The following is an 18,405-nucleotide window of genomic DNA, read 5'->3' as shown; positions in this document are numbered from 1 at the left end:
AATCAGAGGAGATCTATGTGGATCAGCTAATGGCAATGCGTGCCTTTACGCGGGTGGTTGAATCCGGAAGCTTTACCCGAGCGTCAGACTCCCTGAACATGCCGATAGCCACGCTGAGCAAGCTGGTAAAATCACTTGAAGCGCACCTGGAAACACGGCTGCTGCATCGCACGACGCGCCGGGTGGTCACGACGGCAGAAGGCATGGAATACTACGAGAAAGCGCTACGGGTATTAATTGATATAGAGGACATTGATACCGCCTTTCGCGCATCGTGCTGCACGCCCAAAGGCCATTTGCGTATTGACGTGGGGGGCTCAACCGCCCGGGACGTGCTGATCCCCCTGCTGCCGGATTTTTTTCAGCGCTACCCGGATCTGCGCATTAACCTGGGGGTAGCCGATCGTCCGGTAGATTTAATCAGCGGAAACGTGGACTGCGTGATCCGCGGCGGCCCGCTGGATGACTCTTCGCTTATCGCGCGGCATATCGGTGATGCCGGGATGATCGCCTGCGCGGCGCCGGGCTATCTTAAAGCTCACGGCATCCCTGCCTATCCGCAGGAGCTGCGCAACGGCCATAAGCTGATTAGCTACCTTTCCCCGGTTACCGGACGCGCATTTCCGTTCCGCTTCCTTGACCGGGGTGAGCCCCTGGAGATCAGCGTTCCGCACCACCTTGGGGTCAATGAAAGCAACGCACATCTGGCCGCGGCGCTGGCGGGTTTAGGGATTATTCAGACGTTTGGCTATGCTGCGAGAGCGCATCTGGAAACGGGCGCGCTGGTAGAGATCCTGAGCGACTGGCGTCCTAAGGCGTATCCTTTTCACGTGGTCTATCCCCAGAGTCGGCATTTAACGCATCGCCTGAGAGTGTTTATTGCGTGGCTTGCCGAGGTTTTCCCTGCGGCAGTGAAAGGTTAGCCGGGCATTTGCCCGGCCTGATATCAGTTCAGTTTGTAATCCAGCGTGATTTCGGCTTTCAACAGCTGCGATACCGGACAACCCGCCTTCGCTTTCTGAATAATGCCGTCGAACTGCTGCGGATCGATACCCGGTACCGTCACCTTGCTTTGTAGCGCCACTTTGCTGATGGCAAAACCGCTGTCGGTTTTATCCAGCGAGACATCCGCCGTGGTATCGATGGAATCGGCAGTATAACCCGCTTCGCCCAGCATTAGAGACAGGGCCATAGAGAAACAGGCCGCGTGCGCTGCGCCAATCAGCTCTTCCGGGTTAGTCCCTTTTTCGCCCTCGAAGCGGGTGTTAAAGCCGTAAGGTTGCTGGTTAAGGACGCCACTCTCTGTTGAGACCGTCCCTTTGCCGCGTTTGATGTCGCCAGACCAGTGTGCTGAACCGTGCTTATGAATCGTCATTCTTGCTCTCCTTTTGGCTTACAAAGGGATAAGTATAGGACGCATAATCCATTTTGCAGGGAAGACAGACTAGTCCGAGCGCGTGGCAAGGTGGTTTGCAAGTGCATCCAGGAACACACGCTGCGCCGCAGGCTGATAGTCTCGCGACTGATAAATACCAAAAATACCGATCGGTTTTGGCGTAAAGGCGCCGAGCACCGGCACCAGGCTGCCCTGCCGTAGCGCCGCGTCGGCCTCGCGCTCGGGCAGCATGGCAATACCACAGTGGTTTATCGCCGCCTCCATCAGCAATGACGAGATACTGGCGCTGAGATTGCCGCTGACCGCCGTCGTGACCGACTCCCCTTCTGGCGTCAAAAAACGCCACGACTGACCGGCAAAAAAGCTGTAATGCAGGCAGTTGTGCCGGGATAAATCCTCCAGCTGCACTGGAACGCCCCGACTGGCAAGGTAGTGCGGCGAGGCGCAAAGTACGGACCGACACTCTCCCAGTCGGCGGGCGATCATGCCCGGTTCAGGGTTATCGGTGATGCGGATCGCCACGTCAATTCGCTCGCCCACCAGACTTACCGGATGATTGTTAACATCCAGCTCAATGCGCAGCTGAGGGTAACGCTGCAACAGATCGGGCAGCACCGGAACGATAATATGCATCGCCGTAAAGTGCGCGCAGGCGACACGAAGCGTGCCTGAGGGTAAATCCTTCACTGACTGATCTTCAATTTCCTGAGAAATTTGCGAGAGCGTGCGGGTCTTTTGCAGGACCTTCTCCCCCGCCGCCGTCAGCGTCAGCTTGCGGGTGGAGCGGTTCACCAGCCGCGCCCCGGCCCACTTCTCCATTTGCTCCAGATAACGGCTCACCATCGGACGGGAGATCCCCAGCGCCCGCGCCGCCGCGCTTAAACTCCCCAGCTCACAGATGCGGTTGTACACCTGGGCGGCAATAACGCGATCCATTTTGACCTCCATTTGCTCGATTTATGAAACTAAGCATCTCCTGTTTCAGGAATTCTGGCAAATGAAGAGATCCGTACAATAGAGACTTTCCTGAAGAACAGAGACATGACCATGACTATCGCCCGCCTTGCTTTGCTGACAACCCTTTTCACTCCGGCCGTCTTTGCCGCGCCGTTGACCGTTGATACGTACAACCCGCAGGAAAAAGGCATTTTTGCCGTCTCATCCACCATGGTATCTGGGCCGAAAGAGGCAGTGCTGTTTGACGCGCAGTTCAGCGTGAAGGATGGCGAAGCGCTGGTAGAAAAAATTCGCCACAGCGGTAAAACGCTGAACAAAATCGTGATCACCTCCGGCGATCCGGATTTCTATTTCGGCCTGCAACCGCTGGTGAAAGCCTTCCCTAATGCCAAAGTTGTCGCCACGCAACAGGTGGTGGACCATATCAGGGCCACAAAAGACGCGAAGCTCGCCTTCTGGGGGCCACAGATGAAAGACGGCGCGCCGTCACAGCTCTACGTGCCGCAAGTGCTTGCCTCAACCACCTTTATGATTGATGGTGAAAGAGTGAATATTGAAGAGCCTGAGAGCTATGCGGCGTACGTCTGGATCCCATCCGCAAAAACCATCCTCGGCGGCACGGGCGTCTCGTGGGGTATTCACGTCTGGACGGCGGATACCCAAACGCCGGAAAGCCGCAAACAGTGGCAGCAGACGCTGGATAGCATGGCAGCCCTTAAGCCCGAACACGTTATTCCGGGCCACTACCTTGGGACACCGCCAGCGGGTACCGGCGCTATCGACTTTACCCGTCGCTATCTACATCAGTTTGAACAGGCCCTCATGACACATAAAGCGTCAACCGGCGTCATTAGCACGATGAAAAAACAGTGGCCGAATCTGGCGGAAGCCAGTTCGCTGGAATTGAGTGCCAAAGTGAATACCGGCGAAATGAAGTGGTAATATCCTGATTATCTCCTGCTATATTTAAATTTTTTATAGCAGGAGTTTACTATGCCATCGTCAGTAAGGGGCATCGACCATATCGGTATTACGGTGCCCGACATTGAAAAAGCCACCCTATTTTTTGAACGCGCTTTCGGCGCACAGGTTTTATATCATTCTGTCGATGCGGAAACCGATAATATTGATCAGGCCGCCCAGCAGCACACCTTAAAATTATTTCCCGGCACAAAAATTCACGCCATTCGCATGCTTGTTATGCCCCATGGACCCGGCATTGAACTTTTCGAAATGCATGGCCCTGAACAGGGAATGCCCGCCCGCGCCAGCGACTTTGGCCTCCAGCATTTTGCTGTTTATGTTGATGATTTTGATAAGGCGATAGCCGCTTTCACCGCTGCCGGCGGGGAGATGTTTACCGCGCCAAAGCCGCTCACGTTTCCGGATGAGCAAGGTGAAGGGAATGCTTTCTGCTATGGACAGACCCCCTGGGGCAGTATTGTGGAATTGATCTCCTGGCCGACGCCCATGCCTTATGAAAAAACGACAAATTTACGCCGCTGGAAACCCTGAATTTTATTTGTGTGCCAGGAGAGATGATATTTTTATTTCCAGGACGAATCTGAACCACAACGACGAAAATATTTGCCAATCTGAATGTGAATTACGATTTTGCACGCCGTAACATTAAACAGACAACGACACGGAGGCAGCATGTTTACTTATTACCCGGCACATACCACAGCAGCACAACCCGAACTCGTTAACGCGATTGCGCAGGGTCTTCAGGCAGAGCACGGTGTTGTTACCGAAGATGACATTTTGATGGAACTGACCAAGTGGGTGGAAGCCACAGACAATGACATCCTCAGTGACATCTACCAGCAAACCATCAACTATGTGGTCAGCGGGCAAAATGCACCTTTGTAAAAACCTGCTAAGCTGGATCAGCAACCTAAGGGGTTACATTTCGTTTGCGTGAGCAAACTTGTCCTTAAAACTATCAACGGGATTGAGGAGTTAAAATGAAATCGAACCGTCAGGCACGCCACATTCTGGGACTGAACTACAAGCTCTCTAACAAGCGTAAAGTGGTTATTGAGGAGGGTAGCGAAACGCAGGTTACCCACGCTACCGGCAGAAAACGCCCTTCCGGCAAGTAAGTTCCGGCACGATATTCACAACACCATCGGTAATCCCGATGGTGTTTTTGTTTATGTGTTGCGGTAATTAATATTCAGCTCCTTTATAATACCAACCGACCGCACCCCGTAGCACAGGCCAGAAAGATGACAAACAGCAGTGTCAGGGACGGATCTTCTTAAAAAGAGTGAGTGACATGGACAACAAACTGAAAAAACATCGTTCCCTTTATATTCCTTACGCCGGTCCGGTTTTACTGGAGTTTCCCCTTCTGAACAAAGGCAGCGCCTTTAGCATGGAAGAGCGCAGCAGCTTTAACCTGCTGGGCCTGCTGCCTGAAGTGGTTGAAACCATTGAAGAACAGGCGGAACGCGCCTGGATCCAGTATCAGGGTTTTAAAACCGAAATCGATAAGCACATCTACCTGCGTAATATCCAGGACACCAACGAAACCCTCTTCTACCGCCTGGTGCAGAACCATCTCGAAGAGATGATGCCCGTCATTTACACCCCAACCGTCGGCGCGGCATGTGAACGCTTCTCGGAGATCTACCGTCGTTCCCGCGGCGTGTTCATCTCTTATCAGAACCGTCACAACATGGATGACATTCTGCAAAACGTGCCGAACCACAACATCAAGGTGATCGTGGTAACCGATGGCGAACGTATTCTGGGCCTTGGCGACCAGGGCATTGGCGGGATGGGTATTCCCATCGGTAAGCTCTCGCTGTACACCGCCTGCGGCGGGATCAGCCCGGCCTACACCCTGCCGGTGGTCCTGGACGTGGGGACCAACAACCAGCAACTGCTGAACGATCCGCTGTACATGGGGTGGCGTCACCCGCGCATTACCGACGACGAGTACTATCAGTTTGTGGATGATTTCATCCAGGCCGTGAAGCACCGCTGGCCGGACGTGCTGTTGCAGTTCGAAGACTTCGCACAGAAAAACGCCATGCCGCTGCTGAACCGCTACCGCGATGAGATCTGCTCGTTCAACGATGACATTCAGGGCACTGCGGCAGTGACCGTCGGTACGCTGATTGCTGCGAGCCGTGCGGCAGGCAGCCAGCTCAGCTATCAGAAAATTGTCTTCCTGGGTGCAGGCTCCGCGGGCTGCGGCATCGCCGAGCAAATTATTGCCCAGACCCAGCGCGAAGGCTTAAGCGAAGAGCTCGCCCGCTCCCGCGTCTTTATGGTGGACCGTTTTGGCCTGCTGACCGACGGTATGCCAAACCTGCTCCCGTTCCAGACCAAACTGGTGCAGAAGCGCGAGAACCTGAAAAACTGGGATACGGATAACGAGGTGCTCTCGCTTCTTGATGTGGTGCGCAACGTGAAACCGGATATTCTGATCGGCGTATCCGGGCAGACCGGCCTCTTCACGGAGGAGATCATTCGCGAGATGCATAAGCACTGCGAACGCCCTATCGTGATGCCGCTATCGAACCCGACCTCACGCGTGGAGGCGACGCCGCAGGATATCATCGCCTGGACCGAAGGCAATGCGCTGGTCGCGACCGGCAGTCCGTTCGATCCGGTGGTGTGGAAGGACAAGCTCTACCCCATTGCGCAGTGCAATAACTCCTATATCTTCCCGGGTATTGGTCTGGGAGTGATCGCTTCCGGCGCGTCCCGCATCACCGACGAAATGCTGATGTCCGCGAGCGAAACGCTGGCAGGTCACTCACCACTGGTGAATAACGGTGAAGGCCTGGTACTGCCGGAGCTGAAAGACATTCATAAAGTGTCCCGCGCAATTGCCTTCGCGGTAGGCAAAATGGCGCAGCAGCAAGGCGTCGCGGTGAAAACCTCTGCCGATGCGTTGCAGCAGGCGATTGATGATAATTTCTGGATGCCGGAATACCGTAGCTATCGTCGTACTTCGATTTAAGCATCGCCCCTCACCCAGCCCTCTCCCCAAAGGGGAGAGGGTAAAACCGCACCGGACAGTCCCCTCGCCCCTTTGGGGAGAGGGTTAGGGTGAGGGGAATATACGGCACTTCCCACTAGCCAAACCCATTTTCCCCCGCTACACTCCCTTCATCCATTAACCTACTGAATATATAAGGAGGCCAATTATGCTGTACTGTGAAATTTTCAATGTTTCACATACATTTGGTGATCGCACCAGCTCAAGCGTTATCGGTATCGTGCTGCGATAACTTCCGCTTGAGCGAAGACACTAACCCCTGAAATCCCTTCTCTCGGGCTTACTGAGTTATCGTCAGCGATGTTTGACGAGGCATAAACATGCCTGTAACTCCTGGGTAAGCAACAATGAGCACTCTACTCACTGCACATTCTTTACGTGTTGATACCGCGTTTGGCACGCTCTTCGACTCTCTCTCCTTTACGTTGAAAAAAGGCGACCGCATTGGCCTGCTGGGTGATAACGGCTGCGGAAAAAGTACGCTGCTGAAAATCCTCGACGGGACGCAGTCCCCTGCTGCCGGAACCGTTTCACTGGCGGGACATTGCCTGCTGGCGCGCGTGGAACAACATCTGCCGGAGACCCTTTATCCCCTGACCATGCTGGATGCGGTGCTGGCGCAGCTGCCGACCGGTGAGCGCGACAGTCTTCGCTGGAAGGCCGAGACGCTGCTGGCCGGAATGGGCTTTACGACGCAGGAAACGGCGCTGCAATCCGCCACGCTGAGCGGCGGTCAGCATACGCGGTTGCTGCTGGCGCGGGCGTTGATAAGCGATCCGGATCTGCTGCTTCTGGACGAACCGAGCAACCACCTCGACCTGCCGACACTGCTGTGGCTGGAGCAGTTTTTACAGAGCTGGTCCGGCAGCTTTGTGCTGGTTTCACACGACAGGCAACTGCTGGACGCGGTAACCAACGGCAGCTGGATCCTGCGCGATAAAACATTGCACTACTTCGCCCTTCCCTGCACTGCCGCCCGTCAGTCGCTGAAGGCGAAAGACGAAAGCGATGCGCTGCGGCATAAGGCAGAGCAAAAAGAGATCGACCGCGTCACGGCCAGCGCCAAACGCCTCGCGACCTGGGGCAAGGTCTACGACAACGAAGATCTCTCCCGCAAGGCTAAGCAGATGGAAAAACAGGTCGAACGGCTTAAAGAAAACCAGACGGAACTGACGGCGGGAAGCCCGTGGACCTTAACCCTGCGCGGGGACGCGCTTCGGGCCGACCGCCTGCTGGAAATAACCGACCTCGGCGTCCCCCCGGCGCCGGGTCTGCCAGACCTGTTTACCCTCGTCAGCGCGCGGCTGAAGAGCGGCGATCGCGTGGCAATTGTGGGTCGTAACGGCTGCGGAAAATCGTCGCTGCTGAAGCTTATCTGGCGACATTTTTGCGACGAGATCTCGGACGAGCGGCTTAAGCGTCATCCGCGCGTCTCACCCGGCTACTACGACCAGACGCTGCATCAGTTGCCAGACGATACGGCGCTGCTGGATGCGCTGGAACCTTTCGCGCCAGATCCGCAAACCCGTAAAATGGCGCTCATCAGTGCCGGCTTCTCGTGGGCGCGGCACGGGCAAAAAGTCAGTACGCTCAGCGGCGGGGAACGTTCGCGCCTGCTGTTCGTCGGCCTGACCCTTGCCCGTTATAGCCTGCTGATCCTGGATGAACCGACCAACCACCTGGATATGGAGGGCAAAGAGGCGCTGGCGGAAACGCTGCAACAGTTTGAAGGCGGAGTGCTGCTGGTGAGCCACGATCGTCAGTTAATTAGCCAGTGCTGTAACCGCTTCTGGCTGATTGAGGACGGCAGGCTGAGCGAATGGCACGATGCGGAGGCGGTCTTTGAGCGCCTGCGTGAGGACGCCGGTCCGGTTGTACCTGAGGCATCGAACGCCGCATTGAAGGCACCCTCTTCAGCGTCAGACGATCTGCTCGAACGCCTTGTCGCCCTGGAAACGTTGCTGGAAGAAGATTTGGCGCGTAAGCCCAAACATCAAAAACCGCAGTTGCAGGCGCAATGGCGAAAAGAGATTGAGGAGATAGAAGCCCAACTGTAAGTCTGTACCCGGCGGCCATTACGCCGGGTCTTTTTTACGTCAGTGTTTTTCCCTACTGATTATTAGAGGATCGCCGTATTCTTAATCTGAAACTGAGCTAAATGATGACATTATGTTGCGGTTGCCTTGCATTACAGCGTCAAAGTATTAATCCTTAATGGGTATTACACCTGCTATGCAGATACTCATCATGAAAGGAGAAACACATGAAGGCTGCTGTTGTCACTCAGGATCATCAGGTTAATGTTACAGAGAAAACCTTACGCGCGCTTAAACATGGTGAAGCGCTGCTGAAGATGGAGTGCTGTGGCGTGTGCCATACCGATCTCCATGTTAAGAATGGTGATTTTGGCGACAAAACCGGGGTGATCCTCGGCCACGAAGGGATTGGTATCGTCAAAGAGATTGGTCCTGGCGTCACGTCGCTAAAAGTAGGCGACCGTGCAAGCGTGGCGTGGTTCTTTGAAGGCTGTGGCCACTGTGAATATTGTAATACCGGCAACGAAACGCTGTGCCGTGACGTGAAAAACGCGGGTTACTCCGTTGACGGCGGCATGGCGGAAGAGTGCATCGTAACCGCGGATTACGCGGTTAAAGTCCCGGACGGGCTGGACTCCGCGGCGGCCAGCAGTATCACCTGCGCCGGGGTCACCACCTACAAAGCGGTAAAAGTCTCTGACATCAAACCCGGCCAGTGGATTGCGATCTATGGCCTGGGCGGTCTGGGCAACCTCGCGCTGCAATACGCCAAAAATGTCTTCAATGCGAAGGTTATCGCCATTGACGTGAATGACGAGCAGCTGAAGCTCGCTGCCAGCATGGGCGCAGACTTAACCGTGAACTCCCGCAGTGAAGATGCGTCAAAAGTGATTCAGGAGAAAACCGGCGGTGCGCATGCGGCGGTGGTGACGGCAGTAGCGAAAGCGGCCTTCAACTCTGCCGTTGACGCAGTTCGCGCCGGAGGCCGCGTGGTGGCTGTTGGCCTGCCGCCGGAAGCGATGAGCCTGGATATTCCACGTCTGGTCCTGGATGGGATTCAGGTGGTGGGCTCTCTGGTGGGTACCCGTCAGGATCTGCTCGAAGCCTTCCAGTTTGCGGCTGAAGGTAAGGTGATTCCGAAAGTCACGATGCGCCCACTGGAAGATATCAACGCCATCTTTAAAGAGATGGAACAGGGCCAGATCCGTGGCCGTATGGTGATTGATTTACGTTCTTAACCGCGGCGGCCGGGTAGCGGTTTTCCCTGCCCGGCTTTTCACGTGGACGAACGGCGATCGGAAATCCACTCCTGAACTTCGATCTGGAACGTGTCAGGCGCTTTTCGATACATCTTCCGTGCCAGATCCAGGATGGTATGGCGCCCTAACTCCTCTTCCATCCGCTGCTGCGCGCTGTCCATGACCGAGCGCACCCCACACGGGCCGTCACAGACCCAGGCAGGTGGCGTTTCATCAAACACCGCCAGGCGCTGACGCACTTCCCGACACTCAAACATATTCTTCTCGCCGTCGATGGCGTGCGCCACGTCCAGCACGCTGATCAGCTCGGCCGGACGCGCCAGCCGGAAGCCTCCCCCTTTGCCTTCGGTGCTGATAACCAGCCCCGCGCGTGATAAACGGGTGAAGATTTTTCCAAGATAGTCGTAGGGCACGCCCTGCAAGGCCGCCATCTCCCGGACGCTCATCTCACGTTCATTGCCTTTTGCATCCACCATACACATCAGGCTATGAATGCCATATTCCACACCAGAACTGTAAAACGCCATGGCTCACTCCGGGTCATTGTTCGCTGCATTATAACGATTTTTAACTCAGAAAGAAGTTGTCGCAGTTAACTCCGACAAGTATAGTGGCAGTTATGTCAGACATACAGCCTGACGCACTAAAGGATCGAGTATGAAAAAGCAGATTTTAATTGTGGGTAGTGGGTTTTCCGGTATGTGGGCTGCGGTCAGCGCCGCGCGCCTTTCTGCTCTGGCGGGTAACAATAGCCTCAGCATTGCCGTGCTGGCCCCTGTTGCGGAGCTACGCGTTCGCCCACGCTTCTATGAAGAGAACGTGTCGACGATGGTCGCGCCGCTGACCGAACTGTTTGCTGAGCTGGGCATTACCTTTATTGCGGGCGAAGCACAACGTATTGATACCTCGTCTAAAACCGTTTTATATCGCGATTCAAACGGCGTGATTGCTGAAGTCGTCTGGGAACGTCTGATCCTCGCAACCGGTAGCCAGACTAAACGCCCCCCGATTGCCGGTCTGGCTGAATACGCCTTTGATATCGACCAACTCGACTCCGCCAGGTTATTCGAGCAACATCTTGATTCGCTGGTTTCGCGCCCCTCCACCCCGGAGCGTAATACTGTGGTCGTGTGTGGCGGCGGCTTTACCGGCATCGAGCTGGCAACGGAACTCCCTGCCCGGCTCCGCACTCGCTTCGGCACCCATACAAAGACTAAAATAATCGTAGTTGAAAGGGGTGCAACCATTGGCGGGCGTTACAGCGAGGCGCTGAGAAACAACATTGAAGAAGCAAGCAGCGCGCTGGGCGTTGAATGGCGTTTAAACAGTGAAGTTGAAGCCATCGATGCCAGCGGCGTAACGCTGAAAAACGGAGAACGCATTGCCAGCGCCACTGTAGTGTGGACGGCAGGGGTAGAAGCTAACCCCCTCAGCCTGCAAATTGACGGGGAACGCGACACTCAGGGACGCCTTATCGTCACCGACACATTGCAGGTTCCTGCGCATCCGGAGGTTTACGCGACGGGTGATATGGCGCATGCCAAAACGGACGATGTGGGCAACACGGCGCTGATGACCTGCCAGCACGCGATCCAGTTGGGAAAATTCGCCGGACACAACGCAGCGGCCAGCCTGTTAAATGTGGAGCCGTATCCTTACCGTCAGGTGAACTACGTCACCTGTCTGGATTTGGGTAGCTGGGGTGCGGTATACACCGAGGGCTGGGATCAGCGCATTAAATCCGTGCGCGAGGAAGGCAAAAAGATCAAAGTCGCCATCACCAACGAACTGATTTACCCGCCAGCAGCAGACAAAGCGGTTGCTTTTGCCGCCGCTGACCCGCTGGCGAAATTCGTGTAGTCCACTCCAGCACCCGCGACCAGCGGGCAACATGTGGAATCAGGCCAGCGCTCCTGCGTTGGCCTGACGCTTTTTGGCACATAAATAACCATACATCAACAGAGAGGTCATCGCTGAGAAGGATAAGATCGCTGCCGGCAGCGTGACATAACTCCAGCTAAAGCCGAGCGTAATCATCATTCCACCGAAATACGCGCCAATTGCGCTGCCGAGGTTAAACGCCATTTGTCCGCCTGCGGCCCCCAGCATCTCGCCGCCTTTCGCATTTTGCAGCAGCAGTATTTGCAGCGGCGCAGAGAGCGCAAACAGCCCGGCGCAGCACACGAACCCCATTACCAGTGAAGCTGTTTTAAGCTCGCCAAAGGCGAACAACGCCAGCAGCGAAGCCACAATCACCAGGTCGGTGGTGGCAGCAATGCGCAGCGGGCTAAAGCGCGACGACAGCTTGCCGCTGAAGACATTTCCCAGCACCATGCCCAGCCCCATCAGCATCATGATCGCGGTCATCACGCCCTCGGAAAAGCCTGACACGTTGACCATAAACGGCTTCACGAAGCTAAACCAGGCAAACACCCCGGCATTGCCAAACATCGTAGCGGCAAAAATCAACCACGGTTCCGGTTTCTTCAGGAAATGGAATTGTTCTGTCAGCCGGGTGGTTGTCGTGTCGTGAATGTCTGGCACCCACAGCAGAACAGACAGGATCACCAGCGCGTCAAAGACCGCAATCAAAAAGAAGGTGTAACGCCAGTTAAATTCATGTCCCAGCCACGTCCCGAGTGGCACGCCAAGCAGGTTGGCAACGGTCATCCCGGCAATCATCCCGGCCACAGCGACCGTCACTTTACCCGGCGGTGCGATTTTTGACAGGATTATCGCCCCCACGCCGAAAATCGCGCCATGCGGAAAACCAGAGATTAAGCGCCCCGCCGCCAGCCCCACGTAGGAGTCAGAGAAGGTAAAGAGTGTGTTACCAACGACGCACATCGCCACCAGAAACAGCAGCGTTGTTTTCAGCGAAAATTTGCTGGAGAACAGCGCCACAATCGGCGCGCCGATCACCACGCCAAAAGCGTAAAACGAAATCATATTTCCGGCAGAGGGAATCGAAATGCCCGTATCATGGGCCAGTTCTGTCAGCACGCCCATGATGCCAAATTCAGCCATCCCCAGGCCAAAGGTAGCCAGTGCTAACGAAAAAATTGTCTTTTTCATACCGCGACCACTGTTAAAAAATACGCAGCGTGCATTATTGATTAAACTTGTATGGTGAACCAGTTCAAATCAGCTTTCTGACACATTAATCCATTCATTCAGGCCGATTACACGCTTAGTACGCCCTCGATCCCGCGACCGGACCCATAGGGAGACCCGCCATGGTCAGTAAGAAGAAAACCCGTGTTGTTGATGATGTCGTTAAAAACGCGCCGCTCAAAACCAAAACGTACGAGCAAGAGCTGCGCCGCCTCCATGTTGAACTGGTTAAGCTCCAGCAATGGGTGGTCGCCAAAGGGTTAAAAGTCTGTATTGTTTTTGAAGGGCGAGACGGCGCCGGTAAAGGCGGCGTCATCAAAGCCATCACCGAACGCGTCAGCCCCCGGGTGTTTCGCGTTGTTGCGTTACCGGCCCCCACCGATAAAGAGAAAAGTCAGCTCTATTTTCAGCGTTACGTTCCTCATCTGCCCTCTGCCGGGGAAATCGTTATTTTTGACCGCAGCTGGTACAACCGCGCGGGGGTGGAAAAAGTAATGGGTTTCTGTACTGAAGAGCAGGCCGAAAAATTTCTTGATGGAACGCCGGTAATGGAAAAAGCGATGGTCGATGCCGGGATCATATTGTTGAAATACTGGCTTGAAGTAACGCCAAAAGAGCAGGAACGCCGCCTGCGCGATCGCATTAATGATGGTCGCAAGATCTGGAAGCTTTCTCCAATGGACATAAAATCTTTTAATCTGTGGGATGAATATACCCTCGCCCGTGACGCGATGTTTAAAGCGACCGACACCGCCTGGGCGCCGTGGTTTGTGGCGCGCTCAGAAGATAAAAAACGGGTGCGGCTGAATATTATTTCGCATCTGCTTTCACAGATCCCCTATAAAGAAATTCACGTAGACAAAGTGGATTTACCGAAACGCAAGATCGGCAAAGTGAAGCCTACAAAATATCCCTTCCGGTATATTGCAGAGCGATTTTGATACGGGGAAGCAGGCCAGCACAAGCGCAGCGCCGCCGGACAATGCCGACGGCGCAAGGTTTACTTCAACCCTTCCGAACTCTCTTTTTGCGCTTCAAGACGCTCAACGTCGCGGTACCAGCGCGGATGGTGCTTCTGCGCCCAGCGGCGGCTCACCTTCCCTTCAATCATGCCTTTAATCGATCCTTTCACCCAGAAGGCCATATACATATGGATCAGAATGGCGTGGATCAGAATAATGGCCGAGGTCGCGTGGATCAGCAGCGCATAACGCACTACCTGAATCGGGAAATAGTGCGCAAAATACGGACGCCAGATGATGACCCCGGTCACCAGCAGCACAAAAATCATGCTCATGATGGTCCAGAACATCATCTTCTGCCCGGCGTTGTATTTCCCCACCTTCGCGACTTTATGCTCGTTGCCTTTCAGAACCTCAACAATCCCTTTTAGCCACGGAATATCCTGCTTGTCAGGGATGTTGTGATGAACAAAACGCACGAACATAAACATCAGCACCACGAAAATCAGCACGCCGAAGAACGGATGCAGAATGCGCCCCATCTGCGGTGTCCCGAAGGTTTCCGTGAGCCACTGTAGCGTCGGGAAGAAGAACGATATGCCGGATACCGCCACCAGGAAGAAGCAGATGACTACCGTCCAGTGACAGGCGCGATCGACAAATTTTGTGCGCACTATCATTTTCGACTTACTCATGATGCTCCTCCTCGTCGTCATCCACCTCTTTATTCGGCCCGATACCGATGTAGTGATAAATCAGCCCGGCAAAGGTGGCGATAAAGCCCGCCGCTGAAAGCGGTTTAAGCGCCCCTTTCCACAGGTTGATTGATGTATCGATCGCCGGATCTTTCGGCAGATTATGATACAGCTCCGGCTGGTCATTGTGGTGCAGAACATACATGACGTGCGTGCCGCCCACGCCCTGCGGGTTATAAATCCCGGCCTTGTCATAGCCGCGCGCTTTGAGCTTATCCACCCGCTGCTGCGCCACTTCCAGCATCTCTTTTTTGGTGCCGAAGTGGATCGCCCCGGTAGGACAGGTCTTCACGCAGGCAGGCTCCTGGCCGACGCTGACGCGATCGACGCACAGGGTGCATTTATAGACCCGGTTATCCTCTTTATTGAGACGCGGGATATTAAACGGACAACCCGCAATACAGTAACCGCAGCCGATGCAGTTATCCTGCTGGAAGTCGACGATCCCGTTGGCGTACTGAATGATTGCCCCGGCAGACGGGCATGCCTTCAGGCAGCCCGGATCTTCACAGTGCATACAGCCGTCTTTACGGATCAGCCACTCCAGCTTGCCGTTCTGGTCGGTTTCGCTAAAGCGCATCACCGTCCAGGACTTGGCGCTCAGATCAGCAGGATTGTCATAGACCCCTACGCAGTGCCCCACCTCGTCGCGGATATCGTTCCACTCCGAGCAGGCCACCTGGCAGGCCTTACAGCCCACGCAGGAAGAGACATCGATCAGCTTGGCGACTTCTGCCTTGTAGTCCCGCGCACGAGGCGCGGGCGTTATCGGGTTGGTCGCGGAGCGTTTAATAATGTCTTGTGTTTCCATCGCCATTTAATCGCTCCTTACGCTTTCTCGATGTTGACCAGAAACGCTTTATACTCCGGCGTTTGCGAGTTGGAATCGCCGACGTTTGGCGTCAGGGTATTGGCGATGTAGCCTTTCTGCGCTACCCCTTCAAAGCCCCAGTGCAGTGGTATGCCCACCGTTTCCACCTGCTGGCCGTGCACGTTCAGCGTTTGCAGACGACGGGTGACCACCGCCACCGCGCGAATAAAGCCGCGCTTGCTGCTGACCTTCACGCGATCGCCATTGGCAATGCCTTTCGCCTTCGCCAGGGTTTCGCTTATCTCCACAAACTGTTCCGGCTGCGCGATGGCGTTAAGCCGCGCGTGCTTGGTCCAGGTATGGAAATGCTCGGTCAGGCGGTAAGTAGTGCCGACATACGGGAACTTGTCTTTTTTACCTAAACGCAGCACGTCGTCTTCGTAGATGCGTACCACCGGGCTTGACACCACGTTCGGGTGCAACGGGTTAGTGCCGAGCGGCGTTTCCATCGGCTCGTAGTGTTCAGGGAACGGCCCTTCCGCCAGTTTGTCGATAGCAAACAGACGTCCCAGCCCTTCCGGCTGCATGATAAACGGCCCGGTGTTGCTACCCGGCGCGGCGGTGTTGAAGTCCGGGATATCGTTCCCCGTCCACTTCGTGCCGTTCCACTCGATCAGCATGCGTTTCGGATCCCACGGCTTACCGTTCACGTCTGCGGAGGCACGGTTGTACAGTACGCGGCGGTTTAACGGCCACGCCCATGCCCAGCCCAGGGTGTTACCCAGGCCTGACGGATCGGCGTTATCGCGGTTGGCCATCTGGTTACCCTGCTCAGTCCAGCTGCCGGTGTAGATCCAGCAGGACGAGGCGGTGGTACCGTCGTCACGCAACAGCGCGAAGCTATTGAGCAACTGGCCTTTCTTCGCCACCAGATTGCCGTTGGCATCGTACAGGTCGGCCAGCGCCACACCGTTGTTCTCTTTTGCCACCTCTTCGGACTCAGGATGATCCGGCTGCTTGTAGTTCCAGCTCATCTTCAGAAGCGGCTCAGCGCCTTTGCCGCCTTCTGTGCGGTACATCTCGCGCAGACGATGGTAAATCCCGGCCAGAATTTCGCCGTCATTACGCGCTTCACCTGGCGCATCCTGACCTTTCCAGTGCCACTGTAGCCAGCGGCCAGAGTTGGCAATAGAACCGTCCTCTTCCGCAAAACAGGTCGATGGCAGGCGGAACACCTCGGTCTGAATGGATGCCGGATCGACATCGTTTGATTCACCGTGGTTCTGCCAGAACGTAGACGTTTCGGTGACCAGCGGATCGATAACCACCATGTACTTCAGCTTGCTCAGGCTGCGAACGACTTTGTTTTTATCCGGGAATGACGCCACCGGGTTAAAGCCCTGGCAGATATACCCCGTGACGTCGCCCTTATCCATCATATTGAAATACTTGATGACATCGTAAGCCTGGTCCCATTTCGGCAACCACTCAAAGCCCCAGTCATTCTCTTTCTGCGCCGCGTCGCCGTAGAACGATTTCATCAGACTGACGGCAAACTTTGGATAGTTACTCCAGTAGTTCACCTGGTCCGGACGCGTCGCTTTTGGCGTGTTGGCGTCAAGCCAGCTTTGCCAGTCGGTCTGCTTCTCGGACGGCAGGGTCAGGTAACCCGGCAGGCTGGTCGACAGCAGGCCTAGGTCAGTTAAGCCCTGAATGTTAGAGTGCCCGCGCAGGGCGTTCACGCCGCCACCGGCCATCCCCATGTTGCCGAGCAGCAGCTGGATCATCGCCATGGTGCGAATGTTTTGCGCGCCCACGGTATGCTGCGTCCAGCCCAGCGCGTACAGGAAAGTAGTGGTTCTGTCGGCGGCACTGGTGGAGGCCAGCACTTCACACACTTTCAGGAAGTCCGCTTTCGGCGTACCGCAGATGTTTTCCACCACGTCCGGCGTATAGCGGGAAACGTGCTGTTTCAGCAAGTTCCACACGCAGCGCGGATCGCTCAGGGTCTCATCGCGTTTCGCGTAGCCGTTTTCGTCGAACTGATAGTTCCAGGATGATTTATCGTACTGACGTTTCTCGGCGTCATAGCCGCTGAACAGACCATCTTCGAAGGCGAAATCTTCCCGCACCAGCAGGCTGGCATTGGTGTAATGCTTAACGTATTCCGCGTTAATCTTATTGTTTTCGATCAGGTACAACAGCACGCCGGAAAGGAACGTAATATCCGTACCGGAGCGGATCGGCGCATAGATATCAGCCACCGATGCCGTACGCGTAAAGCGTGGATCGACGACAATCAGCGTCGCATCGTTGTTGTTTTTCGCTTCCATCGCCCAGCGGAACCCCACCGGATGGGCTTCAGCGGCGTTACCGCCCATAACCACCACGACGTTTGCGTTTTTGATATCAACCCAGTGGTTGGTCATCGCACCGCGACCAAATGTTGGAGCAAGACTTGCTACCGTTGGTCCGTGTCAGACGCGCGCCTGGTTATCAACCGCCAGCATGCCGAGGGAGCGCACAAATTTTTGCGTCAGCATGCCGGTCTCATTACTTGCCGCAGAGGCACACAGCATCCCGGTGGAGGTCCAGCGGTTTACCGTGATGCCCTGCTCGTTCTTCTCAATAAAATTGGCGTCGCGATCCGCTTTCATCAGTTTTGCAATTCGGGAGAAAGCGTCGTCCCAGGAGATACGCTGCCATTTGTCAGACCCCGGCGCACGATATTCCGGGTAGCGCAGACGGTTTTCACTGTGGACGTAGTCCAGCAGCCCCGCCCCTTTCGGGCAAAGCGCCCCGCGGCTCACCGGATGGTCCGGGTCCCCTTCAATATGATAAATCGCTTCTTTGGCGTTCTTCGCGCCATCACCCAGGCTATACATTAATAGCCCACAACCCACGGAGCAGTATGTGCAGGTGTTACGGATCTCTTTCGCGCGCAGCAGTTTATAGTTGCGTGCCTGAGCCAGCGCCATTTTGGGAGCGAATCCCAGCATCGCGGCTGTTGTTCCGGCCATACCGCCCGCGCAGATTTTAAAAAATTGTCTGCGGCTGACGTCCATTGTTGTCCTCTTTATCTGATAAGACTTCGCGC

At 55.3% G+C, this 18,405-nt stretch carries 17 protein-coding genes; 10 read left to right on the top strand and 7 right to left on the bottom strand.

The features are described 5' to 3' along the window. Nucleotides 1–17: 17 nt before the first annotated feature. Nucleotides 18–923 carry a LysR family transcriptional regulator gene (locus CU081_RS16145; protein WP_003857071.1) on the top strand — a complete coding sequence of 302 codons (906 nt, stop codon included), beginning with the start codon at nt 18–20 and terminating at the stop codon, nt 921–923. A gap of 23 nt (nt 924–946) precedes the next feature. On the opposite strand, the gene CU081_RS16140 is transcribed toward CU081_RS16145, so the two are convergent. Together CU081_RS16140 and CU081_RS16135 are read right to left on the bottom strand one after the other, a co-directional pair. Further along, on the bottom strand, nt 947–1,375 hold the full coding sequence (locus CU081_RS16140) for an OsmC family protein (protein WP_003857069.1): 429 nt from the start codon (nt 1,373–1,375) through the stop codon (nt 947–949). Between the two features lie 69 nt (nt 1,376–1,444). After that, a complete protein-coding gene (locus CU081_RS16135) occupies nt 1,445–2,332 on the bottom strand; it encodes a LysR family transcriptional regulator (protein WP_003857067.1) in 888 nt (295 codons plus the stop codon). Nucleotides 2,333–2,443: 111 nt separating this feature from the next. Between CU081_RS16135 and CU081_RS16130 the strand changes: the two genes are divergently transcribed. From CU081_RS16130 to adhP, 7 genes are all read left to right on the top strand, one after another. Further along, complete coding sequence (locus CU081_RS16130) at nt 2,444–3,295, top strand: Vmh family MBL fold metallo-hydrolase (protein WP_022651225.1); 852 nt, start codon at nt 2,444–2,446, stop codon at nt 3,293–3,295. A gap of 51 nt (nt 3,296–3,346) precedes the next feature. Then, complete coding sequence (locus tag CU081_RS16125) at nt 3,347–3,868, top strand: VOC family protein (RefSeq protein ID WP_003857065.1); 522 nt, start codon at nt 3,347–3,349, stop codon at nt 3,866–3,868. A 141-nt stretch (nt 3,869–4,009) separates the two neighbouring features. Then, on the top strand, nt 4,010–4,225 hold the full coding sequence (bdm, locus tag CU081_RS16120) for a biofilm-dependent modulation protein (RefSeq protein ID WP_003857061.1): 216 nt from the start codon (nt 4,010–4,012) through the stop codon (nt 4,223–4,225). A 95-nt stretch (nt 4,226–4,320) separates the two neighbouring features. Then, on the top strand, nt 4,321–4,458 hold the full coding sequence (sra, locus tag CU081_RS16115; RefSeq protein ID WP_003857059.1) for a stationary-phase-induced ribosome-associated protein: 138 nt from the start codon (nt 4,321–4,323) through the stop codon (nt 4,456–4,458). Between the two features lie 176 nt (nt 4,459–4,634). Further along, nucleotides 4,635–6,332, top strand: a complete 1,698-nt coding sequence (locus tag CU081_RS16110; protein WP_003857058.1) for an NAD-dependent malic enzyme — start codon at nt 4,635–4,637, stop codon at nt 6,330–6,332. Nucleotides 6,333–6,718: 386 nt separating this feature from the next. Next, nucleotides 6,719–8,428 (top strand): ABC-F family ATP-binding cassette domain-containing protein, encoded by a 1,710-nt coding sequence (locus CU081_RS16105; RefSeq protein WP_003857057.1) that lies wholly within the window; start codon nt 6,719–6,721, stop codon nt 8,426–8,428. A 206-nt stretch (nt 8,429–8,634) separates the two neighbouring features. Next, nucleotides 8,635–9,645, top strand: a complete 1,011-nt coding sequence (adhP, locus tag CU081_RS16100) for an alcohol dehydrogenase AdhP (protein WP_003857056.1) — start codon at nt 8,635–8,637, stop codon at nt 9,643–9,645. A gap of 38 nt (nt 9,646–9,683) precedes the next feature. Here the strand turns inward: adhP and CU081_RS16095 are convergent, their stop codons facing one another. Continuing rightward, on the bottom strand, nt 9,684–10,193 hold the full coding sequence (locus tag CU081_RS16095; RefSeq protein ID WP_015570482.1) for an RrF2 family transcriptional regulator: 510 nt from the start codon (nt 10,191–10,193) through the stop codon (nt 9,684–9,686). 130 nt (nt 10,194–10,323) lie between these two features. On the opposite strand from CU081_RS16095, the gene CU081_RS16090 reads away from it, so the two are divergent. Further along, a complete protein-coding gene (locus tag CU081_RS16090) occupies nt 10,324–11,526 on the top strand; it encodes an NAD(P)/FAD-dependent oxidoreductase (protein WP_003857054.1) in 1,203 nt (400 codons plus the stop codon). Nucleotides 11,527–11,565: 39 nt separating this feature from the next. On the opposite strand, the gene araJ is transcribed toward CU081_RS16090, so the two are convergent. Further along, entirely contained in the window at nt 11,566–12,741 is a 1,176-nt protein-coding gene (gene araJ, locus CU081_RS16085) for an MFS transporter AraJ (protein ID WP_003857053.1), read from the bottom strand. A gap of 161 nt (nt 12,742–12,902) precedes the next feature. On the opposite strand from araJ, the gene ppk2 reads away from it, so the two are divergent. After that, nucleotides 12,903–13,721 (top strand): polyphosphate kinase 2, encoded by an 819-nt coding sequence (gene ppk2, locus CU081_RS16080; RefSeq protein ID WP_003857052.1) that lies wholly within the window; start codon nt 12,903–12,905, stop codon nt 13,719–13,721. Nucleotides 13,722–13,780: 59 nt separating this feature from the next. On the opposite strand, the gene fdnI is transcribed toward ppk2, so the two are convergent. From fdnI to fdnG, 3 genes are read right to left on the bottom strand one after another with little or no spacing between them, the layout of a single operon-like run. Beyond that, on the bottom strand, nt 13,781–14,437 hold the full coding sequence (gene fdnI / locus CU081_RS16075) for a formate dehydrogenase-N subunit gamma (protein ID WP_003857050.1): 657 nt from the start codon (nt 14,435–14,437) through the stop codon (nt 13,781–13,783). Continuing rightward, nucleotides 14,430–15,314: a formate dehydrogenase subunit beta gene (fdxH, locus tag CU081_RS16070; RefSeq protein WP_003857048.1), complete on the bottom strand. Its 885-nt coding sequence runs from the start codon at nt 15,312–15,314 to the stop codon at nt 14,430–14,432. The genes fdnI and fdxH overlap by 8 nt, the downstream gene beginning before the upstream one ends. Before the next feature lie 11 nt (nt 15,315–15,325). Next, complete coding sequence (gene fdnG, locus CU081_RS16065; RefSeq protein WP_086528405.1) at nt 15,326–18,373, bottom strand: formate dehydrogenase-N subunit alpha; 3,048 nt, start codon at nt 18,371–18,373, stop codon at nt 15,326–15,328. Nucleotides 18,374–18,405 lie beyond the last annotated feature (32 nt).

It is taken from the genome of Enterobacter sp. CRENT-193 (genome assembly GCF_002787395.1).
GTDB lineage: Bacteria > Pseudomonadota > Gammaproteobacteria > Enterobacterales > Enterobacteriaceae > Enterobacter > Enterobacter hormaechei_C.
This window is presented reverse-complemented; position numbering and strand designations above follow the sequence as displayed.